The following is a 25,844-nucleotide window of genomic DNA, read 5'->3' on the forward strand; positions in this document are numbered from 1 at the left end:
GCAGCTCAGGTAATAAAGTACTTTGGGTTCGATCTTGGCCAGTAATGAATCGTTTCATCTTCATGAACATCCGTTAATTAGTGATACTGAATTAACGTTTGAGGGTGCTTAGGTGTTTACAAAAACAGGGGGATTATTGGGGGTTTTTACACAGCCTCGGCCAGCAGGAGACTTCTGGATTCCCCCTAGTAGCGACTCTACCAAGTTAATAAGTATTAAAAGGATTTAAGCCCTTATTTTTGTATTGACGGCGCATTTCTCCGCGAAGTCGCGCCCGCTATCGCCCAAAGGGTATCCAAACAACTCAAAATCACTTTATTGGTGCTAGGGGTATTCATAGGGTACCGGTTGGCTTAAAAGCCTAATGCTCTATACAATGTTTGCAGAAAAATCCTGATCCTGCAGCCAGCCCGCTACCGCCTCAAGATAAAACTCAACCTTAGGCGAAGTATGAAAATCCGATCCAATAAATCCCTAAAGGGGTATTTTTTAATCACTGCATTCGTATTTATGTGGTGCTTTGTTTTTGCAAGAGCTACCCAAGCGCAGACGCAGTATGGAGTCGGCGCTACAGCTTCAGGAAGTCAATCAACTGCAATAGGTCAGTCCTCAACATCTGCGGTAAATTCCACTGCTGTAGGGGCTTCATCAAGCGCATCCGGAAACACTTCCGTAGCAATTGGTACACAATCTTCTGCAACAGCATCTTCCTCAACCGCTCTCGGTGCAAGTTCTAGTGCTACTGCGTTTAACTCAGTAGCTTTGGGTGTTAACTCTTTAGCGAATAGATCTAACTCTGTGTCCGTGGGTAGCGTTGGCTCTGAGAGGCAGATCACCAATGTTGCTGCCGGTACATTAGCAACGGATGCCGTGAATCTAGGGCAGTTGCAAAGTGGCTCTACAAATATTTCTGTGGGAAATGCTGCCGTAGCAGGCAATTTGGGAGTAACTGGATCTACCACCACCAATAGAATTACTAATACTGGTGCTATTACGACATCTACACTTAATGCAACTGGGGCTGCGACTGTTGGTAGTCTTAATGCTGGATCAGGCGCTATCCAAACGACCGGCACTATTCAAGCTGGATCTTTAACTACAACTGGCATTTCTGTGGGAAATGCTGCCGTAGCAGGCAATTTGGCAGTAACTGGATCTACCACCACCAATGGAATTACTAATACTGGTGCTATTACGACATCTACACTTAATGCAACTGGGGCTGCGACTGTTGGTAGTCTTAATGCTGGATCAGGCGCTATCCAAACGACCGGCACTATTCAAGCTGGATCTTTAACTACAACTGGCAATACAACCATTGGCTCAGCAGCAAATTCAACAGTCACCGTTGGTAATCAAGCTGGTGGAGTGGGAACTTCAACCGTAAGTTTTAATAACAACCGTATTCAAAATGTTGCGGCTGCTTCAGCAGTTACGGATGCAGTCAACTTAGGACAAGTCAATCAATTGATTGCTAATGCGGGAGGCGCATTACCCGCACTTCAGAATCAAGTTAATGGCATTCAGAATCAAGTAAATAATTTACAGACTCAAGTGAATCAAAATAATTTAATAGCGCAACGAGGAGTTGCTGGTGTTAGTGCGATTGCAAATATTCCAGCCTTAGAAGCTAACAAGCAATTTGCACTTGGGGTTGGAGTTGGTAACTACATTAGCGCCAGTGCAATAGCAATTGGTGCACAAGCCAGACTCTCTGAGAACGTTGTTTTTAAAGTATCAGGCAGCTCATCAACCGGAAGTTATTCTGCAGGTGCTGGTTTAGGTGTGAGCTTCTAACTATGAAGAACATTACCAAACTACCCTTTGCAATTTGCTGCCTACTTATGTCTTCTGCTTATGCTCAAAATAGCCAAACCCAGCCAAAGTCTCAAATGCAGTACGTGGGCACCTTTGAGGCAGGCCAACCCGGAGCAGGTATTTATAAACTTTATGACCAGTCCGATGATGTGATTTGTTATGTATTGATGCCCGATACGGCCTCAAGAAAACAGGTTGATGGCAAGTGGGTTTATGAATCAAATTCACTGGGCTCAATAAGCTGCCTTAAGGCTAATTCGACCCCAAAATCTGTAGTTAAAAAATAACCAAATTATCCAGAACCAACGGCAGCTGTGGGTCGATATTTGCCTCCAGTAGCTAACTAGCTTGAATGACTGCTTTTGAGATTTCTAGAGTCCTTGCTGATGCCATTAATTCAGCGCAAAGTGGTATTCCCTTTCACATAAGGAGAATGTCATGGAACAGCTTATTGCAACTACGCATAAAGAACCCTGGAACAAAGGCAAACTGACAGGGCAGAAAGCACCACTTAAGTTAAAAGATATTTGGGCCATTCGGGTCCGACTTCAACTAAATGGCAACAAGCGGGATTTAGCTTTATTTAATTTGGCTATCGACAGCAAATTAAGAGCTTGTGACCTAGTTAAGTTAAAAGTTCGAGATATCGCGACTGGTGACCATGTTTCATCTAGAGCCAACATATTGCAACAAAAGACCCATCGACCAGTTCAGTTTGAAATTACTGAATTAACAAGGACTGCAGTTGAGCAATGGATTCATTCTGATGGTTTGCACTTGGAGGATTATCTATTCCCCAGTCGGATTAAAGAATCCCCACATTTATCGACTAGGCAGTATGCTAGGATTGTGCATAGTTGGGTTAGCTCTATTGGCTTGGAATCAGCAAACTATGGAACGCACACCATGCGCCGCACTAAGGTTTCTTTAATCTATCGCCGGACTAAAAACCTACGAGCAATTCAGTTGCTGCTGGGTCATACCAAGCTGGAAAGTACAGTTCGTTACCTAGGCATTGAAGTTGATGATGCTTTAGAGATGGCAGAACAAACTGAGGTTTGAAATTGGGGAGGCTGCGTTAATGCCATCGCCGCAGTCTACCCCTCTCTCATAAGCAGACAGTCAGATGGACTTTGGGCGATAGGCTCAATCCGACCCATAGCGGGCCATGATGGACGCTCTTTATCCGCAAATAAGTGCTGCATTCAATTAATAGCTGATCTTTTGCGTCGCCCAAGACTGACAATACTCTACAGGATTCACACTACCGCCCTGGCTATTTGCAAGGCCAGACATCATGCATGAACTGTAATACCACTGCTTATCAGCAATGCATTGTATCCGTACGGAAGATAAAGACTGCCGAGATACATTACATGTAATACCAGGTGCAGTGGTCGGCTGGCCTGGAGGAAGAGCACCATTAATTACTATATCGACAGGCTGCTCCACATAAGGCCACTCTGAAACAGATTGGGCGGTGATTTGCACATTAGAGCGAACCACCCATGGACCCTGAATAGTGTTTGCAACAATAGAATAAGGCATGCCATTGTTGTCTATGATTAAAGGATTATTGGGATTTGATCGAATTGATTCGGGGGCCCTAGTAGAGGCATTTTGAGGGAAATTCAGTTGATTGATTGCTGGATTATTTATTCCCGCGACTTCCTGGCAGCGACCTTCCAATGGAAGCATATTACCTGGACAGCCATCTAATGCAAATGCAGAAAATGGGAATATTGATAATGTAAAAACTAGGTAGCTAAATTTTTTCATTTGCGCTCTTTTTAATGATTTATCTTAATAAAATTCCTGGGGAGGTCGGAATACTGCCAGGTATCTTATTCAGGCTCAGCAATGACGAGATGATCTTAATAACCATAGGAGAATATCCATTACCTTCGGAAGGTATGTTGTAAGTATTACCATCAAGATTTTTCACGCTAGCAAAACTTTTACTGCTTGAATCATTCTTACGGACTACAAGCAATGCATATTGGTTCTCTTGGCCAACTTTTCGCGCATAAGTTGATTCAGAGGGTGGCAAAGTAACCATATATGGCTTAGGTTGATTTTGAGCGGCCACTACCTGACCAAGAAACTCAAAAACACTATTGGTTGATCTAACGGTCAAAATTAATTCAGCCTTCGAGCTTTTTTTCTTGCTGACAGCTGAACTTGATTTGCAAAATATTTCAGGGCTAAATTCTTCTTTAACAAAGTTAGCAAACTTGTTTTCGTCAACACAAACCTTATATTGTGTGTGAGGCTGTGTTTGCCCATACATCCCTCCTCCACCATACCCACCCACACCACCATACCCACCCATACTCGGATAGGTAGCATATGGATTAGGTTGCGGATAGTTCGGCATACCGCCTAACGGAGGCTGGCTAAGTTTATTTGGCTCTTCTTGGACCTGGTCTACTGTTAACCCATAACTAAGCAAGCGATACAGTTCCGCCTGAAATGCAGGATATTCAGGAAGTAAAGGGTTATTCATGTACTTCACTGAAGTACCATCTGCCTTCTTAATTTGAATCGAGCTAATAATTAAACTAAACATTACCTCTCTGGGCAAGTTATCAGAGATAAAGAACTTGGCTGTTTCAATGGGGATTTGCGATAAAAACCCACGCAAGAATGTTGCGTTATCTAAAGAGGATTGTGAAAAGTTAAAACTGTTACCAAAAGATAAATTCAGGCTTGGGCTAATTGATGCAATTCCAGCAGGACCACCAGCCAACCCACCAATAAAGCCATTCATTGATCCGCTGATAGAAGGAGATGTTGTAACGCTCCCAGAACCGTTGATGCTTGGAATATCCAAAAAGCTTAACGGCCTCTCATTTGAAGCTCGAACAATATTGATCAAAATACTATTGAGCTGATATTGCTCCAAGATACCAGCATAATTTGCTGACATCTCTGTAAAGTCTGGCGTAACAGGAGTGGTGCAGCCTCCAACTGTTAGAGCGGCAAATGTAGCAGCAAAAATTCGTTTGAGCGGTAAAGTCATAAGGGCTTAGGTATTAAATAGGTAAAAGTAGCAATACAGTGAGAGATGCTGACACACCAAAATCCCAAATAAGAATTAGCGTGTTATTTGGAGCAAAATTTCTATTAATTATGATTTCCTTGAGATGATTTATACCAGCAAAAAATAGAAACGTAACCACTGGAATGGAAATGGAGATCTGGGCAGTCCTGCCCCAATAAAGTGAATAAAAACAAGAGACGCCAAGCCCTAATGAGACAGCTGCAATTTCGTACTGAAATCCGTTTGTTACCCACCCAATAGTCTTAGCCATCTTTTTAGCAAAAATAGAGTGCATCACTGAGGCAGATAAAAAAGCAAACCCGCAAAAATATAAGAGCCAATTAATCGCGTATTGTGCAAACTGGTTAGCCTCACTCATACCAGGAGGAATCGAACCAGAGATAGCCAATCCCCATGCCATAAAAAATAAACCAGGAAAAACAAATCCCGATACTTTTTCACTCATGCGGCAATTGCCTTTCGGTTGGAATTAAAAATCGCCTTGAGAAAACATATGGCGTATCTTTATCGGCCAACCAAATAATCATCTTATATACACCGAAATAATTAAGAATTAACCCAAAGCAAATCCCTAGAGCCCAATCCAATCGACTTGCAAGATTTTCTGTAATAACCATATCAAAGAAGAAATACACGATGGGTGCAAAGCATAACCAAGAAGTAATCAACCCTGGGTTGTATAAAGTCTTGCCTTTGATATTAAAAATAATGGTGTGAGCAACAATATTTCCAATCGATACCATCATGGTTGCAAATGCCAACCAAATAGCTTGCTGCCAAAATAGGGCTGCCAACACATAACTACCCCAGCCAAAAAAGACATTGACGATCATGCCGCTGTTGGTGTTTAGCGGATAACGATCAGGAATATCGCTACTGAACAGCGCAGTATTAAGCATTCCTGGAAAGTATCCTGGATAACGCCACTCTTCTATCTGGTGCAAAAACAAAGATCCAAGACTAAGCCATAAAAGCAAAGTCATGCCAGATGGCTGGGTAATATAAAGTGCACCAGCCAAAGCAATTACTAAGGCAATTGCTAGATCAAACCAGTGGTAGCGAAGATAGTTCAAGTCCTAATAGCCCTCAGTTTTTCTAAACTGGTTACCAACACAGCTTAAGGCTCTCTGAACAATTGACTGGCAAAGATTGATAACTACATTTTGGCAACCTTGTGCCTTGAACTGTCTTTCGATTTCTATATAGCAACCAGAGTACATACGATCCATCAATTGGCATCCTAGATTAGTAGAACAATGGGGGGTCCTGATGATTCGCACTAGTTTTAAGCTTCAATCCTAATAACGTCAGCTAGTGATATGAACTAAACTGAGCTAATGCAAGATGTAATAAGAAAGGTAATTATTCCGAGAATTTCTCTATTCTTCATTTAATTAGCTCTTAATTTTTATTCTTAATAAGTTTACAAACCATAGGTTTTACAAGCTTGAACTCTTTGCTTTATATAATCGCATGAAGTCGGATTGCAAGTTATTTTCCAGTCTCATATAAGTTTACTTTTTAAAGGCAGATTAGAAACGATTTTGTCAGATATCTCCCCGCCTCCCTTAATCGCTTTACAAATATGATGACGTTATCAGGACAACCGAAATATTTACTTTAACGTAATCGATTTTTCATCCGTGATTCAAATATCAGAGAGGGCGAATTGCCCGCAAATGCATTAGCGTTAACCTTTGCTTGCCACCTATACACGCTTGGACAATTCAATGTCTCAAAATATTCACGGTTTATCGCAACACACTGTGATTGGCCATAGTTTACCCAGTTAGGCTGACAATCCATATAGTCATCAAACATGCTCACACATGCTTGATATCCAGGCACCACTGGCGGTGGCATATACGGATTATATGATGGATCAATTATTCCCACCATGCCGTTTTGAGCAGAAGTGCTACTACAAAAACTCAAAGCAACTATTATTAAGGCTATTTTTTTCATAACGAATTCCTCATCAAAACCTTTCTAGTTCCTAAAAATTTAGTCTTAAAGTCAGTTGCTTGTCAGATAATGCTTGTTTTCATAGTCCCTTAACTAAAATTTTCACATTTTTAGCATCACTCTGATTTAATAAAACTAATAGATTGGCATTTCGCGTCGACACAACTTTTGCGCCCTCAACGAATACCTCATAGCCATTTTTAAATCTTTCAGAGGGAAGGATAATTTCAGTGCGTGCATTAATATCAAGCCGCTGACCGGATGGACTATTTGTAGAGTAGCTCAACTGAAATAGTTGACGCTCAGGATGAAATGACCACTCAAGAGGCGTTCCTGAAACCGCCTGAGGATAAGGCCATGTAAGCGCATTTAATCGATCAACCATCAAATTTGGCGTAGTTCGCGGTTTGTTTAAATCCCATACCAAACCCTGTCTAAAGGCACCCGGCAAAAAACTTGATGGAGCAGGATTGGCATAAGTCCAATAGATTGCTGGCATCATGGCCTTATCCAAACGCATAGAGCCTGCAGTAATTTCAGCGGGTACCATATTTTCAGTCAATGGTTTGTCGCCAGTAAAGGCACCCCATTCAGTAGCTAGCAATGGTAAATTTGGAAACTTGTTGTGGTAAACAAATGTATTTGCCAATACATGGCCCATCGTAAGATAGGGATGAAAAGAGAAGCCTAAATTTGGTACGTTAGGTGGTGTGACGTGAGTGGCTGTACCAAAATCAAAAAATACACTGGGCTCAAAAAATATCAATGTTTTTGAGTCAACATTTCGGATTTTGCTACTAACTTTTTCAATAAATTTTGCATAAACCCCTTGATCGAAGAGGATACATTCATCACCTAACATTTTTGCTTTACATACAGTCCCTGGATAAGGCTCATTCATGATTTCATATCCAACTATTCCCGGTGTGCCGCCAATAGATTTAACTACGTAAGCCCATGTTTCGGCATAGCGATCCTGCAAGCCAACCAAACCGGTTGATGCAGAATTTTTGTTTTGCCAAAATCCATCCCAGGCATCAGATACGCTAAGATCCGTCAACTCTCCCTTTGGGAATGGCAATTTATTTGGATTACAGCCTTTAGGAAATTTTGCAAAATTGACAATAGTTGCCCAGTCTGGAGCTCCAACACCATTGCAAGACGTTGAATACTGATCTTGATGCATGTCTAGCAAGGTATTGATTCCGTAGGTCTTTAGCATCGTAATCGTATTAGAGATGTCTTTGAGATATACGTCATTATATTGTCCGGGACTCGGCTCAATAGCGCCCCAAATAATTCCAAGTCGTACGATATTCATACCTGCGGCGCGAATGATTCTGGCATCTTCCTCAGTAATGCCCGAGCTTAAATATGTATAAGGTGAGTTTTTGTTAACTAAATTTACGCCTCGAAAGATTACTACCCTCCCCTGTTGATCAGTCATCCATCTACCACTTGCTACAAGAGGGGTAGGCAAGGCTCCTATTTTTTCGGCTAATGAGGTAGATGGCTTGTCATTGCTGCAAGCACTTAAAAAAAATGTTGCCAAAATCACTATGATGCTTCCCATCAAATTTTGCAACTGAAGTACATGCCTCATCATTGAACCGCCCCTAATCTATTTGGATTTGGGCATTAGCCCAAGGAATAACGAATGTTGTAATTGATATAGAATTCAAAAACAAGCGATAAATTTGAATCAAGCGGTCGGTTTTGAAAGAAAGTGACTATGGCAAGCAAGCAAAAAGTATCCAAACCCCTGCATAAATCCAATTCTCCTGTTGCTAGAACAGGTCAAGGCAGTACGCTTAAGAAGCGTCTTTTAAATGCCAAAGAAGGGGATCTTTTAAGCGGTAGAGAAAAGATTTTGGTGGCGGCCAGGGCCTGCTTTGCCAAACAAGGCTTTGCTGGCACCTCCATGAAGGATATTCAAGTGGCCGCAGACTGTTCGCGTGGAAACTTGTATCACCACTTCAAAGCCAAAGAAGAGATAGTTCAAATCATTACGTCGCAAAACTTGGGTCGGTTCTGCGATCGGATCGAGGCCATTCTCAAGGAATCCGATGAACGTGACTTTAGTCTGTTAGAGATTATTCAAGAATTAGCCGCTTTTGCTGAAGAAATCACCAAGGGTCCCGGCAAAGGGATTGCATTTCATGTGTGGTCACTGTCAATGGTTGAACCTGAAGTACGCAAAACTACGCTGATCTACTTTGAACGGATTCGTAGCGGCTTAGAGCAAAAAATTATTCTCTTGATGAAAAAAGGCAAGTTGGAAAAAAATAAAAATTCTGAACAGTTATCCGTAGCTCTATTTGGATTAGTCATACCCGGCTTTACTGTACAAAGCGTATTTATGGATAAAAAAGCAATTGATTCTTTGCAGTATGCCGAATCGCTAGATTTATTATTGAAGAGTAGTTCGTAAAGTTATCGACAGCCCTCTATTGGCCGATTTGAGACGGCCAAATCTATAAAATTTCCCAGCTTTAATGGCTGCAATTGCTTAAATAAGGGGCTAGAGCTTGCTGGCTAGGGCGCTTCAAAAACGCGAATTACCTGAACATTTTGAATGCTCTTGAGCGCCACTAAAAAACACTCCTGACCAAAATCCCCCAGCCTTTCCTCGAAATAATCTCTTAATGCATCTGTATGAAGCTTAAGGACCCGCTCAGATCTGGCTGCTATTGTTATTTTAACAAAAAAATAGAAAAGTATTGTCAGATACATCCAAGTAATTTTGTTTAAATTTGCCGCCTGTAAACCTAGCATCTCCAATGGGCTTACTGGATGCTGAACATCTATCTCGGGATTTCTTCCGTAACGCCAGCTTTCAATCTGCGGGAGGGGGTGTCGTTTCACTTGATGATCAAGAAACACCTCGTCAATTCGCTTAAGTACCTCTGCTTCACTAATTGAGTTCAGCTCAAATAAGTCCCAAAGCCTGGAATTGAAAACAATCGAGGTGCCCTGAAAATCAGGATGCATCTCTACAACTTCAACCAGCTCTTCAATACCTCTTCTATGGCCAGCTTCCCGAGGATATATTCCACGTCGCCATATTTTTTCAAATGCTTTAGGGGGCTCAAAAAAAACTTCCCCAGGATCCTTGCCCAAGAACATCTCGTCCAGCGCCTTATAGGGAAGGGCTGTGCGCTCTTTTACCTCCAGGCACCATAACTTAGCCCGCGCTATTGCAAGGGATGTCTTTCTTTGTCCGCCTCTAGACTTTTTTACTTCCAATTCCATGGGCAGGGGCGATTGAATCTGATTCATTGTTCCTTGAGTTTATGTGAACCCCGTCCCAAAATGAGCGAAATTTTGATACTCGCTAAATGATAAGAAACCCAGTTAATCAGGTTTGCCCATCTCAATAGGCTATAGCGCGCCTAAAGTTGGGCTGCCTCAAGTACCCAACGACCCATTCAACTATTTACACGGGGCCAGTCAATACCCCCCATGCGCCTAAAGAGCCTTATGAACACACCAGAAAAATACCGTACCTTAAGCAGGCCATTCCACTGGCCAACAAGCTCTAAAATTATTTGTTCAAAATTTAGAAAAAGTGTTGACATTTACAAAATTATCATGCGGGGTATTGACAAATCGACGATCTTGGATTATGATGGCTACTCTCTCATAGCAAATCGTCGTCCTTCAAGGGGATGGCTCTTCGGAAAGTCAGCAATTAATATGAATGCATCGAGCATCATTACAACCCGGTTCAACACTTGTGCAACCTGGTTTCAATATCCAAAAGCTTCTCAACAATATGGCAAGCTAATCAATAAGGCTCTCATAAGCCTCTTATCTCGCGTTTACACAATTAACGCATCTTCGAAAAAATTGCAGTATTTAGCACCAACAAAGCTCTTGCATGGACAAAGCCGTCCAAGCCTGCCCCTCGAATTCAACTCAGAAGAAAACGAGGCACCCAAAATGTAAAAAGCCGAGTTAACCTTGAGGGTTAAACCGGCTTGTCCGATTAAATCGGGTTACTGCGTATCGTAGCGAAAGTATACCCGCTTCTTTTTTGACAAGCAAATAAATTCCCTCAATTTTTTTAATGAAAAACGCTCTATCGAGCGAGGGGGATTCTTTACCTAAAAAACAAAGAATTCGCAAAGTAAATGTCATGAAGGAGAAATACATGAACACAATTAATGCAACATCAAACGGAAATTTAATTTCCACTAAAAACCAAGTAAGCACAACTTACAAACCTGCAAGACAACCCGGAGGCAAAAGAAAAGCGCCACATCGCCGGATTAACTACCTCAATATTCCAGCGCTACAAGATGACCTCATCATCTGCGAATCCATCCTAGAGCGTGATTGCGCCTTAATTCTTGCACTCAACCCAGAAGTAGTTCGCATTGAGTGTCAGCCCGAGACCATCAGCTTAGGTGAATGCGGGGAATATACACCTGATTTTCGGGTTATCTATAAGTCAGGGCCACCATCTTATGTAGAAGTAAAGCCAACTGTATTTGCATACGAGAAAAAAATGTGGGCAAAGATTTGCGCTGCCTTTGAATACTACAAATCTCAAGGAATCCATTATGAGTGGATATCGGACTGGGAAATAGAAAAGAAAGATAGGCATCTCAGAGCCGCATATATTCATCGTTGCGCAAGATTATTAATACCTGTAGAGCAAAGTCAAAAAATCATTCAAGCAGTGAGCAATTACCCTCAGGGAATACGAATGGATGATTTGCAAGCTATTACTGGCCTATTAACTGACCATATTCTTCACTGCGTTGGCCTGCGTCAACTCAAGCTCAATCATTTTTTTGAGTACTCCCTAGACAGTCTTGTATTTCCATTGAAAGGAGAATGCAAATGATTGGGTATTCAATTCAAAACGGATTTTCAGCAAGCTATGGCGGCGTAGAGTTTTCATTCGAACGTATGAGCGCCCCTGGACCACAAGAACGTACCGTATCACTCATTAATCGGGCAGAAAACCGACCCGTTGAATTTTTAGAGCATGAAATTTGCCAAAAGATTGACCATGGCGAAATGAAAGTACTCACCAGCGGGCTAATGACCAAGCCAGGCCAAGTTGAGAATGTACACATACAAAAATCTCCATACCAGCTCCACTACGAAGCCCAAGTCTATGCCTACTGCAAAGGATTAGAGCAAAGAGGCATCTCCAAAGGGATGCGCAAACAAATTGAGGCAGCAATACGACAGATTGCTCAAGAAATTGTAGATGACAAACCGCCCAGCACATCAACCGCAATGCGCTGGATGCGAGAAGCCGGCGGAAATCCCGCCAACTATAAAAACGTCACCCAGAGCTTCCTATTGCAAAAAAGAGCCTCCAAGAAACCACTAGCAATTCTTGAAATTGCCAAAGAAATTCTTGATGACTACTATTTCATCCCTAAAACAGGCATCCAAAAACCGGATGATATTGAAACCTGTACCGCGAGAATTAATCTAGAGTTTGAAAGACGCGGCATTGACGAGAGCATGAGCATGAGCGCTGTCAAAAGAATGATTTACAGAGTGCCAGCTTACGAAAGAGACCGCATTCGCCTTGGAACGGCAGAGGCAAAGTACAAACATCGCCACTCATCAGGTGGCAGATGGCCAACCAGAGCTTTTGAAACGGTTGAGCTTGACCATACCGTGCTGGACTTAAATGTAGTAGACCGCCTTACAGGAAAGCAAATGGCAAGGCCTACGATTACGGTTCTCAAAGACCGCTATACGGGCTACATCCTTAGTATGTGGATTGGCTATGAAGGCGAATCGATTGGGCGAATTGTAAGGGCCATTAGCGGGGCATTAGAAGACAAGAGGCATCTTAAAGATGAATATGGACTTTCGCACGAATGGCTCACTACACCCATCATTTGGGAAAAACTGGTTCTAGATAACGCCTTATCTCATCACTCCGAGATTTTGCACTCGATGGCTAAAAACCTTGGATTTAGTATCGAGTTTTCTGCAGTTCGTTCGCCATGGGAAAAAGGTTCTGTTGAAAATTTAATGCTGCAATTTACTAGAGCGCTGCCACATCATGGTCGCCCCACTAAGCCCACTGAAGTTAAGTCAAAGCAGTCCAAGAAACTAGAAAAGGCTCGGGTGTATTTTGATGATTTAGTTCAATACCTTCATCAGTTTGTAGTGGATATTTATCCCCACAAACTGAATAAGAGAACTAATACCAGCCCTTATATAGAGATGGAGAAGGCTCTGAGAGAGCATGGCAGTCTACCTAAGATTCATTTCACCCCCTTATCGGATGAATTAAGAATCCTCACCTCCCGCTCTTTTGACAGAGCTTGCAAGCATGGAGGGATTGAGCTCAATGGGCTAACTTACAGAAGTCGCGAGTTAAGCGAACTAGTCCACTCTATAGGCCCTAAGCAAAAACTGAGAATTTGCCAAGACGTCAATGATATTGGCGAGGTTTTTGTGCTACACCCAAAATCTAATCAATGGATTAGCGTTCCAGAAAAAAACTATTCCCAGGCCAAAGGCAAGCCCCTTTACAAACATAAGTTAGAGCGTAAAAAAATAAATCAAGACCTTCTTACTAATGGCATTAAGCAAAAGGACTGGAATGCACGCATTGAGCAATCTGATGCTGTAACGCAACTCGTTGCAAATGGGGTAAGACCCGAAAAAATTAGCGGCAAAGAAGCAAGGGCTAGCAATATTCATGGGGGTAGTCCGAACGGTGATAGAGGGCTTATCGATGTCGAGGTAAAGGAAATTACCCAAAACACAATTGGGCGAGACTTTATGCCCGAGACTGTTGGCACATCCAATAACAAACTTATCGAAGAATAAAAAAGGAGGCACATATGAACATCATCAAACCAATCTCAGTAGCCGAGCAGATGAGAAATGTAATTATTACCCATGATGCCTATGCAAAAGTGGTTAATGGGTGCATTAAGATTATCCAATCTGGCGAGCGCATTAATCGCTCAAATAAAGGTATCGCCATTATGGGTAGCGGTGGTACCGGCAAATCCACCGCCATAGAACACCTTAAGAGCTATCTAAATAAAAAGTATGCCGGGCAATTTAATGCCCCCGTATTGCTTACCAAGGTTTCTAGCGATACAACTATCAAATCTTTTTACATTGGTATTTTGGGCGAACTTAACCATCCCATTACCGACAAGCGAGAAGATAAAAACATTACGGCAGATAAGCTACAAAAGCTTGTGGTATGCGCACTTAAAGGGCATGTTGGCACGCTCTTTATTGACGAAGTCAGCGATGTCTTTAGTAATCGCAATAAAAAACAATTTGCACAAGACTTCTTGGTGATGATTAAGCATCTGCTGAGCGATACCTCAATCAACATTATTTTGGTTGGAACGCCAGCTCTTGAACAATTGTTTGAAATTGCAGATGAACAATTTCGTACTCGATTTCCATCAAAGTTTGAGTTGCCGATATTCGCAATGGATACCAGCTGGGTGCGTCTTTTAAATGATTATGTTGCACAAACAACCAAAATCTATGACATCAGCATCCTTCCAAATCTATTTTCAGAACTGCATGAGTGGACTGGGGGCAACCTGCGTAACTTAGCCAATCTGCTAACTACTGCGTTTGATGTGGCTGAGCAGGAAAAGGCGCCAGCATTAACGGCGCAGCACCTGCTAGATGCAAGAGACCTAATCTTTCCATCCCTCATGGCCGCTTAAGATGCAATTGGACTGGCTAAGGCCTATTACCTTTCCCAATCATGACCAGATTCACGACGAGGAATCGGGCCCTGGCTACGTCCTGCGCATGTGCGATTTAAATCTTGTGCAATTTTGCGATATCTCCAATATTTTGGGATTAACTGGCTTTACTTACATTCCCGATAATCGCATTCCTGAGATTTGCAGGCTATTTGGAGCCAACCACTTTAAGCTTGTGCCCAGATTTGTCGCTCAATCTAAACAAAAGAGCATTGTTACCACTTTTGTAATGGGTCATAAGCTTCAAAAGCCATACTTAGCACGTCAGCGTCACCCGCAGATATGTCCACATTGCTTGGCAAGCAAGCGCATTGTGCAATTAGCGTGGGATATTACGCTAGTGACCGCCTGTCACATTCACCACAATCAACTCATTGATAGCTGTGCCCAATGTGGACGGAAAATCACATGGCGTAGAAGTAGCCTAATCAACTGCCAATGCGGGGCATCTTTTTTGCCCATGCATCAACCAAGTAAATTGGCTAGCAAAGCAGAAATATACGTATCTCGATTAATTTGGGAAAAACTATTTGGGATTTTTGAACCAAAAAATCACTCCCTATCATTTCTAAATAATCTTCAATTAGATACGGCTTTACGCCTCATTTGGTCATTTGGACAGTTAGAAGACGATGGGCGTAGCCTTTCAGTTCGGCCCGGAAAGGTTCCAAGCACTGCTATTGCGGGGCAAGTGGTGAAAAACGGGATTGAGCGTATTTATAAAACCCTGAATCACCAAGAAAATAGGAGTAATTTCACATCAAGTATTTATATCAATGGAATCAAACAACTTAAGAAAGATACCCCATGGAATGACCAGCTAAAAATTCAATACCTAATTAACTTAATTGTCGAAAAAGACCTCACTACGTCAAAGCTACCTAGCTTGACCACTCACAATCAACTTACTCTTTTCGGAACTTCTACACATGAGAAAACACTACAGACTTTTAACCGCCCCGCGCGTTATTGAGACAGAATCACCTGCTTCTTGGCTACTAAGATTATGTTATTTACATCAAATGAAATTCGATGATGTATTTACCTCTCACAGATTAGGCCCGCCAAAAGATATTGATATTGCCTCTTATTGCAAATTATTCAAACGATTTGCCTACAGCGGCGATATACCGCCAAGCCACCTAGATGCAATAGCAAAATGGTTTGAGCCCTTAGTGAGAAGCTCACGAGCCAAACCAGCAGTTTTAAAGGAAATTAATAAAACCCCTTATTCTCGCTTTTGTCCTCACTGCCTAGAACAAGACAAGATTCCGCACTTTCGCCCAGAGTGGCGCCTCAAATTTTGGACAGTCTGCCCAGAGCATCAAAGCAAAATGCACGATGAATGCCCAGAATGCGGGGAACATCAACATACAAATAAGGTCAACCTCAAGCTTGATGCGCAGAAAAATGAACGAGCCTTGCAATACTGTCTCCATTGCAATGCAGACCTTACGAAATCATGCGCTCGACACCGTTCCGACAAGGAAACCCATGACAAGCTGATTGCGCAAGATTACCTGCTCAAAATTTGCCGATTCGGTAAATATTCAGTAGAGCCCTACATTATGAATCCAGAAAATCAAGCAATCTCAATAAATTCTAGCTATGCCCTCACTGATACTCAGCGACTGATAGTTAATTTTCACATGGCTTATATTGAATGCTCAGAAAACAACCGCATCTTTATTGGCTTTAAAAATCCAATCAGAAAGAGAAGCAGCGAAGAACTCTATATGTAGATAGAGTGTCAGCTAGACTAGAGACTGCTTCGGCGGTCTTTTTTTTGCGCCTCATCCCAAAAAAGTATGATCGCTATCGAACTTTTTACTCATAAGTTCATTCGTTAACGAACCATATCAAGAGGTATCTTTTTTTGGGTAATTTGGTACCTCATTGTTTTTAAAGAGAATCTTTGTTTTTAAGAATTCAATCCTTAAAGAACTCCAACAGCAGATCCCCATAAATTCTTTAAGGATTTAGCCTCTATCTATACTTTGGACAGGCTGGTAGGACTATTCCTACAGATAAATCAGCTTAAAGCCCTTACCGCTCCAATCCGTCCTGCCTAGACTGGACAGTCACCGATTGGAGAATGCTGATGAGCCCGAAATCCCGGCTGTACACGCTTGTAAAGGCATGGAAGAACAAACCCTTCCAAGAAGTACGAGACGCCTGTGGCGACCCCTGGCTTGGTTTAAGTAACCAAGCCCTTGAAGAACACCAATCCTGGTCCAAGCGACAAGCGATTAGTCATGAACCCATTTTTAACTGCAAGGGAACAAAACTGACAGGATCTTTATTTAGACCACTTCTTACTACATCGGACATGCAATTACTGCGCCTTTTTATGGAAGGCTTAGACACCATTGCATATTGGTATAGAAGCGGACGATTTACTCCCGGTATCTTGCCCATACCGACGCATGCCATAGCCACAAGTGGATATGTAGATGCGATGAGTGAGCTCATTTTGAACTCACGCCTACCGGTGGGCTTGGTAAGTATTGGCATTCAAACAATTCCTGAGCCTGCAATAGCAGATGCTTTTAAAGAAGGATTATTACGTTTACGTCGGCTTGGCGTCTTACTGCACTTCCTCAAATTCACCGGCAGCATTGAAGAGCTTCAGTGGATCACTGAGATGCAATTAGAAGGCGTACATATTGATATGAGTCAGATTCGCGAGCGCGAACTGGCAGGCGATATGCTTTCGCAACTCAGACAATCGCCGTATTCCCCTACACAGATTTATGCCAGCAATATCGGATTGGTAAAGGATTTAGAAAACGCCTCCAATCTTATTGCCGATCATTCTTATGGAGGCCTCATGATGCCACCTGTCAGCCGCCATCAGATGCTACAGATTAACGATAGCCGTATCGCTAAAGCCATTTTTTCGCTGCACCCTCATCAACACCCAAACCAAAACGGAGACAAGTAATGAGAAAACGCGTGATGTTGGTAGATGACCATCCAGCAATGCTGATGGCTCTTAAAAGTATGTTGCAAGATCAGTTGTTATTTGAAATCGCAGGACAAGCCCAGAATGGCGAAGAGTGCCTCAGATCCATGAAAGAGGTTAATCCGAATATGGTAATTCTAGATCTAGATATGCCCAAGACAGATGGCTTTGATGTCATACGCCGAATCGGATTAATGTACCCCGAAGTTCGAATGCTTGTTCTCTCTAGCATGGACGAAGCAGTTTACGGAGGTAGAGTGCGCTCATTAGGCGGGCATGGCTTTGTAAATAAAACTGCCGGGGCAGATGTGATTTTAGCCGCCTGTGTTGCCATCTCTCAAGGTTATAACTTTTTCACTCATGGCAAAAATGGTAATAGCTCATTAGCTGACAACGATAAGCTCGCCTTGATTTCTGATCGAGAATTACAAGTTATGAAATACCTCGGCAAAGGCAATACCAATCAACAGATTTCTGACATGTTACACATCAGCAATAAGACGGTTGCAACCTATAAGACTAGAGTCTTTGACAAACTAGGGATTAATAATATCGCCGACCTCATCTTGTTTTGCCGCATGAACAACATTATCGAAAGCTGATTCAGCATGCGTCGGTCCATCACCCGTATTGCCCTTTTTATCCTCTTAAATGGGGTATTAAGCAATACTTATGCGAACTTACTGAATTCAGCAGAGCAACGATGGATCGATGCCCATCCCATAGTACGTTTTAGTATTCATGAAAAATACGCGCCTTACTTAGATGTGAATGAAAAGGGTGAGCCTGGAGTTTTTCATAACTTTCTAAAAAAGCTCAGCGAATTTACCCAACAAGAATTTTTACCGACGTGGCGAAAGAGTGATCAGGAGGGGCTTGAGCAACTAGCTAATGGAGAGGTGGATTTCATTATTGATCCGCCCACTCTAGATGACGAGTATCTGAAGTTTGGCTCCTTATCAGAAGCAATCTTTTGGGGGCATGACGCTATTCTGACTAAACGATCAAAAAACGAAGCGCCGATTGAGCCAATTAATATCGCCTACTTCGACCGTGGCTTTGAAAATCCGCCAATACCCAATCACCCCCAAGCCAGCGTATCAGGTCATGCAGAAAAATTGATATTCGCCCTACTCAAAAACGATATTGAAGCGCTTGTCTTACCGCTTCGTCTTGCGCAACAACTCATTCAGAAATTAAACGCAGATAAGTTACAAGTTGATGGGCTTTATAGCAGAGAGCCCTTTGAATATCGCTGGCTTATCTCGAATCAAGATGAAGCATTGCATGGAGTACTTGAGCAGTTTCTTAATAATCTAGATCCAATCGCATCAAGAGATCTTTTTAACATCAACGTGTCTACTTTTGAAAGAGGCCGCTTATCCCCACCCAACCATTTACCTTGGCTCTTCACTTTAGTAATCCTACTGATAGGCTCTACCTTGCTTTGGCGCATGCATCGGAGACAAATAATTCAAAAACAAGAAGCGAAACATCTTATTTCATCGAAAGAGCAAGCAGAAAATGCAAACGCTGCAAAGTCTGCCTTCCTAGCCACAATGAGTCATGAGATTCGCACGCCAATGAATGCAATTTTAGGAGTGCAGGAGTTATTACTCAGCAGCCCCCTACCTGCAAATGAAAAAACTTTGCTCAAGAGTGCACACTCATCAGCAGAATCTCTTCTGGGAATCCTAAATCAGGTTTTAGATCTCTCCAAGATAGAGGCAGGCAAGCTGACCCTTAATATTGAGCCTTGTAATCTCAATGCTTTAATTGATGATATCGATTCGGCATTCTCGACCGTTGCCCATAGGCAGAGTCTCACGCTGCATACTTCAAAAGATCCACGCATTGCAGAGGTCTTGTTGTTGGATTCATTACGTCTACGCCAAATACTGCAGAACCTGATTAGTAACGCTATTAAGTTCACCGATCATGGTGAAATCTATTTCTCTATCAGCGTGCTGGCAGATGATCATGCTGGACAACTGATTGAATTCAGAGTCATTGATACCGGTGTTGGCATGGGTAAAGAAGAGATTACCCTAGCACTGCAAGCTTTTGAGCAAATTCCGGGTAATACTGAACAAGTTAATGGTACTGGGCTTGGCCTAACCATTACCAATCACTTAGTTACCTCCATGAACAGCCAGCTCTACCTTGAGAGCGCACCTGGCTTTGGTAGCAATATTCATTTTTGCGTTGCATTCCCACGTACCAGCATTGCCACAACCAGAGCCTCAAGACCTGAACATAGCAATATATCCAGAAAGCTGGTCTCCAAGCATGCTCAAAATAATGAGCGACTATTACAAGCCTTGGTAGTGGAAGATCACCCAGCAAGCCGCCAAATTATCTCTCTTCAACTTCAAGCCTTAGGTATTGAGGTATCGGTTTGCGATAACGCCACCACAGCTCTAGATCTCATCAGTCAACGTCACCTTGATCTTCTGCTAACCGATCAATCTATCCCGGGTATGCAGGGTTCAGAGCTTGCCAAGCACATACGCAATACAGGCAATCAAGACCTCATCATCATCGGCATTACTGCGGATATCTATGCCCTAGATTCACGCTATCAATTCTTGGAGGCTGGTATGAATGGCGTCCTAATTAAACCTTTAAGTCTCATGACTTTAGAGAATGAGCTTTCTCGCTATTTTCAGGTCGAAGACTCCACAAAAAACACAACACAATCAAACTATCAGGAGGAATATTCATTTGACGCCTTCGGAAACCTCCTCAGAAATAGCCCAGAGTACATTCTGGTGATCTTGGAGGAAATTAAAAAGGTGCATGATGAGACCCTTCTCACCCTAAGAAATGAAGCTGTAGATAAAGACACTTTCAGTAGCATGATTCATAAAGTCAAAGGAGGGGCGCAGCTTCTGAGTGCCGCAAAGTTTATTGAGGCCTGCGAAGCTTTAGAGCAAGCAGAGTCTCTAGACCCTCAAATTCAAGCCTTTATCCAGTTACTTGAAGAGCAAAATCAAATGATTGGTAGGTATCAATCTCGATATACAAAGCTTTAGTCTTTGATGCGCTGGGTTTATCCTATGGGAGATGCGTTTATCTCCTTTTCGCCCATCCGCCTTTATCACAATCCTCCTTTGGACGGCTAGCTCTTTGGCCTTTGCCGGCGAGACTACATCCCCAGCAATTCCTCCATCCGTAGCGAGTAGCCTCGAACACAATCAAATCCCTCTTGATACGGTAAGTATTTCAGTTGTAGAGATTGAACCTGGTCGCCCCGGAAAAAACGTAGCCAAGAAAGTTTTGGACTGGCGTGGTGGCGACCCAATGAACCCCGCCTCCACCATGAAGCTACTCACTACGCTTTCTGGTTTAGACATCTTAGGTCCGCAATATCGTTGGCGCACTAATGTCTATACAGATGGAGTGATTCGTCAGGGGGTATTGAAGGGCAATCTCTATTTGCAAGGTACGGGTGATCCAAAACTCGTTCCGGAAGAGTTAGCTAAGATGATGAAGGGCCTTCAAGGTCTGGGTATCCAGAAGATTGATGGCAACCTATTCTTTGATCGAAGTGCTTATGCGGCTAGTGTCATGGAGCACAATACTATTGATGGCGAAGCTCTGCGTGCATACAACGTTCCGCCAGATCCTCTGCTCTATGCATTTAGAACTTTGTCGTTTCAACTAGGTAAGTCACGCACCGCGGATTTTATTGACATTAGTTACACCCCCTCCCTCTCCCAGCTAAAGGTATCCAACCAAATGCAGTTGGTCGATCGCTCATGCGATAACTGGAAAAGCAATATCCGCTTTAATTTAGATCCCGAAGGTGTCACCAATACCGATCAGCCTTTGACTGCCCAGTTCTCTGGTACATTCCCTAGCGCTTGTAAGGGTGTGAACTTTAATGTCGTTGCGCTTGATGCTAATACCTTTCTAACGCAAGGCTTTGCTGCCGCCTGGGAATTGGCTAGTGGCAGCTGGGCACAAGCCCCTATCGGCAAAGATGGTTCAGTTCCTTTAGCCGCTCGACTCCTATTGCAATTTGAAGGCAGCAAGCTTACCGATGATGTTGTTGATATCAACAAGTACTCCAATAACGTCATGGCCCGCCAAGTTCTTTTGACTATGGCTCTAGAAAAAATGGGTAAGCCAGCAACGACTGCGAATGGTGAGTTAGTCATTCAGAGCTGGCTCAAACAAAATGGCTTGGACTTTCAGGGGCTAGTGATTGAGAATGGCTCAGGACTATCTCGCAATGAAGCGATCTCTGCAAGTCAGATGAATCAACTCTTATTGACTGCACGCAATCTCCCAGTGGGTGATATTTTTTATAACAGCCTACCAATTGCTGGCACAGATGGCACGATGCGCAATCGCTTAATGGTTCAACTACGTAAATTTTTACATCTCAAGAAAAAACCAGAAGCCAGAATTAAAACCGGCTCTCTTGCTGATGTGCGAGCGATCTCAGGCTATGTAATGAGTAAATCCGGAAAGATGTATGCGGTGACTTCATTCATCAACCACCCCAATGCTTGGAGAGGTCTAGAGGCGCACGATCAGTTACTATCGTGGCTGCTTGAAGATGGCCCAGAACCAAAGCATGCGCGCTGAAGACGATCTCTAACGCCGTCCCACTCCTCGCCTGCTGGCGGTTCAGGGAACAAAATCAAATCCCAGCCCTGCTGATCTAAATCACGCAAGAAGCGATATAGCCGACTCGCAAAAGCACCACTATCACTTGGAACCTCAACCTCTTCAAAGTGGGCCGAAGGATGCCCATCTTCGCTTAAGGAGGATTCTGAATCCCACACCGCTACAGCAACACGCGATTTAATATCTGGATATTCGCTCAAGGCATCCAAGACACGACCTGGAGCATATAGGCGCAAAGGCGTGGTTGGTGCGTAATGGGCTTTAAGACTTCCAGATACCCTTGGTAGATCTGTCGTTGCTTTATTGGCCGCTTCATTCCCTTTTACTTCTCCAGGCTGATAAACCTTCACACCTGTCTTGGCAAAGATCTCACTTGGAGTAATGGCGCCCGGTCTAAGAAGTATGGCCTTATCGCCCGAAGATAAATCAATGATGGTTGACTCAATGCCAACTTCGCAATCGCCGCCATCCAACACCATTAAATCCAACATGCCTTCAAATTCATGACGGACATCTGCAGCGCTTGTGGGGGAAACTTTACCAAAGCGATTTGCTGAGGGCGCGACAACACCACCTTTAAATTTACGCAATAACTCTTGAGCAATTGGGTGAGAGGGCGCACGAATGGCCACAGTGTCTTGCCCACCTGTCAGCTCATTTAAAACGCTTTTATCTTTCTTGAAGACTAGCGTTAATGGGCCAGGCCAAAATGAATTGATTAACTTGATTGCCTCTTCGGATAAATCTCTCACCCATGGTGTCAATAGGGAGACCCAATCAATCTGGGTTTGATCGAATTTATCTGGCGCAGCTAAGTGAACAATGAGGGGGTGGTTAGATGGACGACCCTTAGCAGAAAAGATTTTCTTAATTGCTTCAGGATTTTTAGCGTCCGCGCCCAAGCCATAAACAGTCTCTGTGGGGAATGCAACTAAACCACCATCACGCAAGTTTTGCACTGCTTCATTAATTACTGCTGATATTTGCAGCGGGGTACTGTCTGCAGACATCTCTAGGGCTCGATCCCCAATTCAAGGGCAACAGCTGCGCAATTTTTCCGAGCCTCATTAAGATTCTCGCCCAAGCAGTTAATGTGACCCATTTTTCTGCCGATGCGCGGTGCAGACTTGCCATAGAGATGCAACTTGGCATCAGGATGGGCCAGTACTTTATCCCAAGCAGGCTCTTTTGACTGATCTTCTTTACCTTCAAACCAAAGATCGCCTAATAAGTTCAACATAGATACAGGAGCTAACTGACGGGTATCGCCTAAGGGCAATCTAGCCATTGCCCTAACCTGCTGTTCAAATTGGCTGCTCACACAAGCATCCATGGTGTAGTGACCAGAATTATGTGGGCGTGGGGCGATTTCATTCGCAACAATGTCGCCATTCTTGAGAACAAAGAACTCGACACAAAGAACGCCAACGTAATCAATCTTGCGAATGAGAGCCTTAGCCGCATCAATGATTTTTTTTTCTTGAGCAGGCTTGAGTGACGGAGCTGGCACAGTCGAGGTGTGCAAAATACCATCGCGATGAATATTTTGAGCAACTGGATAAGCCACTACAGCATCATCATAGCCACGCACCACCAAAGCTGATACTTCAAAATCTAACTCCATACGTTTTTCAAGCACACATGGTACGCACCCGAATTCATTCCATGCAGTAGTTAATTCTTCTGAGCTGTAAACAGTCGCCTGACCTTTTCCGTCATAGCCCATGCGTGCTGTCTTTAAGATCCCAGGAAAGAGATCTTTTGGAGTATGGGCAATATCAGCCTCATACTCAATGACAAAGTTAGGGGCTGGGCCAATATTGGTTTCCGACTTCCAGGTAGCTAAGAAATTTTTCTCAGCAACGCGGTTTTGAGCCAATGAAACACAACTACTACGCGGCGCCACAAAGACACCCAAAGATTCCAACTCATCCAAAGCTTGAGCAGGAACGTTTTCAAATTCAGTACTCACTGATGAACACAATGCGGCCATCTCTTTTAAAGCGGCACTATCCGTGTAATCAGCTTGAATAAACTTTTCCGCAATGGAACCCGCAGGACTATCAGAACCTGGATCAAGTACGCAAACCTTATAGCCCATCGCTTGAGCAGCCTGAGTGAACATTCGCCCCAATTGACCGCCACCTAAAATTCCTAAATACGAACCCGGCAAAATGGGCTCCATACGATCTGCCATGTAATTAATATCCCGGCAAATTCATTGAACGCGCAGCATCAGATTGCTTTATACGGAACTCTTCTAAGCGTTTTGCCAAATCAGCGTCATGCAAAGCTAAACCAGCAATCACATGCAGGGCAGCATTAGCAGCACCAGCCTCTCCAATTGCGAAAGTAGCAACAGGTATACCCTTTGGCATCTGCACTATGGAATAGAGAGAATCTTCACCGCGCAAATATTTACTTGCAACAGGAACGCCATAAACCGGAACAATAGTCTTGGATGCGAGCATGCCTGGTAAATGGGCTGCGCCACCTGCTCCAGCAATAATCGCCTGCAAGCCATTGGCTTGCGCTTTTTCTGCATACTGGAACATATCGTCAGGCATGCGATGCGCGGAGAGGACTTTAGCTTCGTGAGCAATACCAAATTGCTCAAGCATTTGAGCAGCGTGCTGCATGGTGTCCCAATCTGAATTGGATCCCATGACTATTCCGACGATTGGCTTCTTACTCATTTACCTCTCCACATGCCTTATATCTATCAAGGACTCTATTATCCTCGAGTTACACCTATCCGTTAAGCAGTCTCAGTAAGCCGGGTAAGGGCTTCACGATACTTTTGGGCAGTCTTTTCAATGACATCTGCTGGTAATTGCGGTGCAGGTGCTGTTTTAGGCCATAGCTTGCCATCCACCATGGCGGTTTCAAGCCAATCTCGCACAAACTGCTTGTCATAAGAGGGTGGGTTTGAGCCCACATAGTAGGTCTCCGCTGGCCAGAAACGTGAAGAATCTGCAGTCAAGATTTCGTCCATCAATACTAATTGGCCATTTGCATCTAAACCGAACTCAAACTTGGTGTCTGCAATGATGATTCCACGAGTGGCGGCGTATTCAGAAGCTTCTTTATACAAACGAATACTCACTTCGCGAATTTGGTTAGCCAATTTTTCGCCAATAACCTCGATCACTTTTTCAAATGAGATATTTTCATCGTGCTCACCCACCTCAGCTTTTGCAGCGGGAGTAAAAATAGGCTCAGGTAACTTCTGGGCATTCTCTAAACCCTCTGGCAATGCAATGCCGCAAACTTTGCCAGTTTCTTTGTAATCTTTCCAGCCGCTTCCTGCTAGATAACCGCGAACTACCGCTTCAACCAAAATTGGTTTAAGGCGTTTAGCCACAACAGCGCGACCTTTCACCTGATCAACTTCACCAGGAGCGACAACAGTGGCTGGGTCAATACCGGTCAAATGATTTGGAATAACAGAAGCTAATTTATCAAACCAAAAATTTGCCATTTGATTGAGAACTACGCCCTTCTCAGGAATAGGCTCACCCATGACTACATCAAATGCAGAGAGACGATCAGTTGTAATCATTAGCAACTTGTCGTCATCTAAAGCATAAACGTCACGTACTTTGCCCTTTGACAGCAAAGGCAATGATTTAATGGAGGTAGCGTAAAGAGCTGGCATATTTAA

25 protein-coding genes and 1 pseudogene are annotated in these 25,844 nt (G+C 43.3%); 15 read left to right on the forward strand and 11 right to left on the reverse strand.

Going from position 1 to position 25,844, the window contains the following annotated elements:
* The first annotated feature begins 450 nt into the window (after positions 1-450).
* From ICN36_RS00275 to ICN36_RS00285, 3 genes are all read left to right on the forward strand, one after another.
* Positions 451-1,797 carry a YadA-like family protein gene (locus ICN36_RS00275; RefSeq protein WP_216226450.1) on the forward strand — a complete coding sequence of 449 codons (1,347 nt, stop codon included), beginning with the start codon at positions 451-453 and terminating at the stop codon, positions 1,795-1,797.
* 47 nt (positions 1,798-1,844) lie between these two features.
* A complete protein-coding gene (locus tag ICN36_RS00280) occupies positions 1,845-2,105 on the forward strand; it encodes a hypothetical protein (protein ID WP_216226451.1) in 261 nt (86 codons plus the stop codon).
* Positions 2,106-2,256: 151 nt separating this feature from the next.
* Positions 2,257-2,880, forward strand: coding sequence for a tyrosine-type recombinase/integrase (locus ICN36_RS00285; RefSeq protein ID WP_216226452.1), 624 nt, complete (start codon positions 2,257-2,259; stop codon positions 2,878-2,880).
* A 147-nt stretch (positions 2,881-3,027) separates the two neighbouring features.
* Here the strand turns inward: ICN36_RS00285 and ICN36_RS00290 are convergent, their stop codons facing one another.
* The 6 genes from ICN36_RS00290 to ICN36_RS00315 all read right to left on the reverse strand — a co-directional run bounded on the left by ICN36_RS00290 (position 3,028) and on the right by ICN36_RS00315 (position 8,294).
* On the reverse strand, positions 3,028-3,597 hold the full coding sequence (locus ICN36_RS00290) for a hypothetical protein (RefSeq protein WP_216226453.1): 570 nt from the start codon (positions 3,595-3,597) through the stop codon (positions 3,028-3,030).
* Positions 3,598-3,616: 19 nt separating this feature from the next.
* On the reverse strand, positions 3,617-4,840 hold the full coding sequence (locus ICN36_RS00295; protein ID WP_216226454.1) for a hypothetical protein: 1,224 nt from the start codon (positions 4,838-4,840) through the stop codon (positions 3,617-3,619).
* Between the two features lie 13 nt (positions 4,841-4,853).
* Complete coding sequence (locus tag ICN36_RS00300; RefSeq protein WP_216120642.1) at positions 4,854-5,327, reverse strand: DUF6790 family protein; 474 nt, start codon at positions 5,325-5,327, stop codon at positions 4,854-4,856.
* A complete protein-coding gene (locus ICN36_RS00305) occupies positions 5,320-5,955 on the reverse strand; it encodes an HXXEE domain-containing protein (protein WP_216226455.1) in 636 nt (211 codons plus the stop codon). The genes ICN36_RS00300 and ICN36_RS00305 overlap by 8 nt, the downstream gene beginning before the upstream one ends.
* Before the next feature lie 547 nt (positions 5,956-6,502).
* The gene (locus tag ICN36_RS00310; protein WP_216226456.1) at positions 6,503-6,847 is read right to left on the reverse strand and encodes a hypothetical protein; all 345 of its coding nucleotides are present in this window, start codon (positions 6,845-6,847) and stop codon (positions 6,503-6,505) included.
* Between the two features lie 79 nt (positions 6,848-6,926).
* Positions 6,927-8,294, reverse strand: a complete 1,368-nt coding sequence (locus tag ICN36_RS00315; protein WP_216226457.1) for a cellulase family glycosylhydrolase — start codon at positions 8,292-8,294, stop codon at positions 6,927-6,929.
* Positions 8,295-8,579: 285 nt separating this feature from the next.
* Between ICN36_RS00315 and ICN36_RS00320 the strand changes: the two genes are divergently transcribed.
* On the forward strand, positions 8,580-9,278 hold the full coding sequence (locus tag ICN36_RS00320) for a TetR/AcrR family transcriptional regulator (protein WP_216226458.1): 699 nt from the start codon (positions 8,580-8,582) through the stop codon (positions 9,276-9,278).
* Positions 9,279-9,382: 104 nt separating this feature from the next.
* On the opposite strand, the gene ICN36_RS00325 is transcribed toward ICN36_RS00320, so the two are convergent.
* Positions 9,383-10,126 (reverse strand): hypothetical protein, encoded by a 744-nt coding sequence (locus tag ICN36_RS00325; RefSeq protein WP_216226459.1) that lies wholly within the window; start codon positions 10,124-10,126, stop codon positions 9,383-9,385.
* 201 nt (positions 10,127-10,327) lie between these two features.
* On the opposite strand from ICN36_RS00325, the gene ICN36_RS00330 reads away from it, so the two are divergent.
* The 11 genes and pseudogenes from ICN36_RS00330 (at position 10,328) to dacB (ending at position 22,138) form a co-directional block, all read left to right on the forward strand.
* Positions 10,328-10,795 carry a hypothetical protein gene (locus ICN36_RS00330; protein ID WP_216226460.1) on the forward strand — a complete coding sequence of 156 codons (468 nt, stop codon included), beginning with the start codon at positions 10,328-10,330 and terminating at the stop codon, positions 10,793-10,795.
* Between the two features lie 205 nt (positions 10,796-11,000).
* On the forward strand, positions 11,001-11,699 hold the full coding sequence (locus ICN36_RS00335; RefSeq protein ID WP_216226461.1) for a TnsA endonuclease N-terminal domain-containing protein: 699 nt from the start codon (positions 11,001-11,003) through the stop codon (positions 11,697-11,699).
* Entirely contained in the window at positions 11,696-13,663 is a 1,968-nt protein-coding gene (locus tag ICN36_RS00340) for a Mu transposase C-terminal domain-containing protein (protein ID WP_216226462.1), read from the forward strand. The genes ICN36_RS00335 and ICN36_RS00340 overlap by 4 nt, the downstream gene beginning before the upstream one ends.
* 14 nt (positions 13,664-13,677) lie before the next feature.
* Positions 13,678-14,535, forward strand: a complete 858-nt coding sequence (locus tag ICN36_RS00345) for a TniB family NTP-binding protein (RefSeq protein ID WP_216226463.1) — start codon at positions 13,678-13,680, stop codon at positions 14,533-14,535.
* 1 nt (position 14,536) lies between these two features.
* A pseudogene (locus ICN36_RS12100) lies at positions 14,537-14,938 on the forward strand (TniQ family protein); the annotation flags it as partial.
* A gap of 99 nt (positions 14,939-15,037) precedes the next feature.
* Complete coding sequence (locus ICN36_RS11975) at positions 15,038-15,550, forward strand: hypothetical protein (protein ID WP_255531180.1); 513 nt, start codon at positions 15,038-15,040, stop codon at positions 15,548-15,550.
* Positions 15,507-16,319 carry a TniQ family protein gene (locus ICN36_RS00355; protein ID WP_216226466.1) on the forward strand — a complete coding sequence of 271 codons (813 nt, stop codon included), beginning with the start codon at positions 15,507-15,509 and terminating at the stop codon, positions 16,317-16,319. The genes ICN36_RS11975 and ICN36_RS00355 overlap by 44 nt, the downstream gene beginning before the upstream one ends.
* Before the next feature lie 359 nt (positions 16,320-16,678).
* The gene (locus tag ICN36_RS00360) at positions 16,679-17,521 is read left to right on the forward strand and encodes a diguanylate phosphodiesterase (RefSeq protein WP_216226467.1); all 843 of its coding nucleotides are present in this window, start codon (positions 16,679-16,681) and stop codon (positions 17,519-17,521) included.
* On the forward strand, positions 17,521-18,144 hold the full coding sequence (locus tag ICN36_RS00365; RefSeq protein WP_216226469.1) for a response regulator transcription factor: 624 nt from the start codon (positions 17,521-17,523) through the stop codon (positions 18,142-18,144). The genes ICN36_RS00360 and ICN36_RS00365 overlap by 1 nt, the downstream gene beginning before the upstream one ends.
* A 6-nt stretch (positions 18,145-18,150) precedes the next feature.
* Complete coding sequence (locus ICN36_RS00370; protein ID WP_216226470.1) at positions 18,151-20,577, forward strand: ATP-binding protein; 2,427 nt, start codon at positions 18,151-18,153, stop codon at positions 20,575-20,577.
* A gap of 31 nt (positions 20,578-20,608) precedes the next feature.
* Positions 20,609-22,138, forward strand: a complete 1,530-nt coding sequence (dacB, locus tag ICN36_RS00375; protein ID WP_216226472.1) for a D-alanyl-D-alanine carboxypeptidase/D-alanyl-D-alanine-endopeptidase — start codon at positions 20,609-20,611, stop codon at positions 22,136-22,138.
* On the opposite strand, the gene ICN36_RS00380 is transcribed toward dacB, so the two are convergent.
* The 4 genes from ICN36_RS00380 to ICN36_RS00395 all read right to left on the reverse strand — a co-directional run bounded on the left by ICN36_RS00380 (position 22,084) and on the right by ICN36_RS00395 (position 25,838).
* A complete protein-coding gene (locus tag ICN36_RS00380) occupies positions 22,084-23,190 on the reverse strand; it encodes an L-threonylcarbamoyladenylate synthase (RefSeq protein ID WP_216226473.1) in 1,107 nt (368 codons plus the stop codon). The two genes, dacB and ICN36_RS00380, sit on opposite strands and share 55 nt — an antisense overlap.
* Before the next feature lie 2 nt (positions 23,191-23,192).
* Positions 23,193-24,377 (reverse strand): 5-(carboxyamino)imidazole ribonucleotide synthase, encoded by a 1,185-nt coding sequence (locus tag ICN36_RS00385; RefSeq protein ID WP_216226475.1) that lies wholly within the window; start codon positions 24,375-24,377, stop codon positions 23,193-23,195.
* A gap of 4 nt (positions 24,378-24,381) precedes the next feature.
* Entirely contained in the window at positions 24,382-24,876 is a 495-nt protein-coding gene (gene purE, locus ICN36_RS00390) for a 5-(carboxyamino)imidazole ribonucleotide mutase (protein WP_216226476.1), read from the reverse strand.
* 62 nt (positions 24,877-24,938) lie between these two features.
* Positions 24,939-25,838 carry a phosphoribosylaminoimidazolesuccinocarboxamide synthase gene (locus tag ICN36_RS00395; RefSeq protein ID WP_216226477.1) on the reverse strand — a complete coding sequence of 300 codons (900 nt, stop codon included), beginning with the start codon at positions 25,836-25,838 and terminating at the stop codon, positions 24,939-24,941.
* Positions 25,839-25,844 lie beyond the last annotated feature (6 nt).

The sequence above is a fragment of the Polynucleobacter sp. UK-Gri1-W3 genome, assembly GCF_018881595.1.
Classification (GTDB): Bacteria; Pseudomonadota; Gammaproteobacteria; order Burkholderiales; family Burkholderiaceae; genus Polynucleobacter.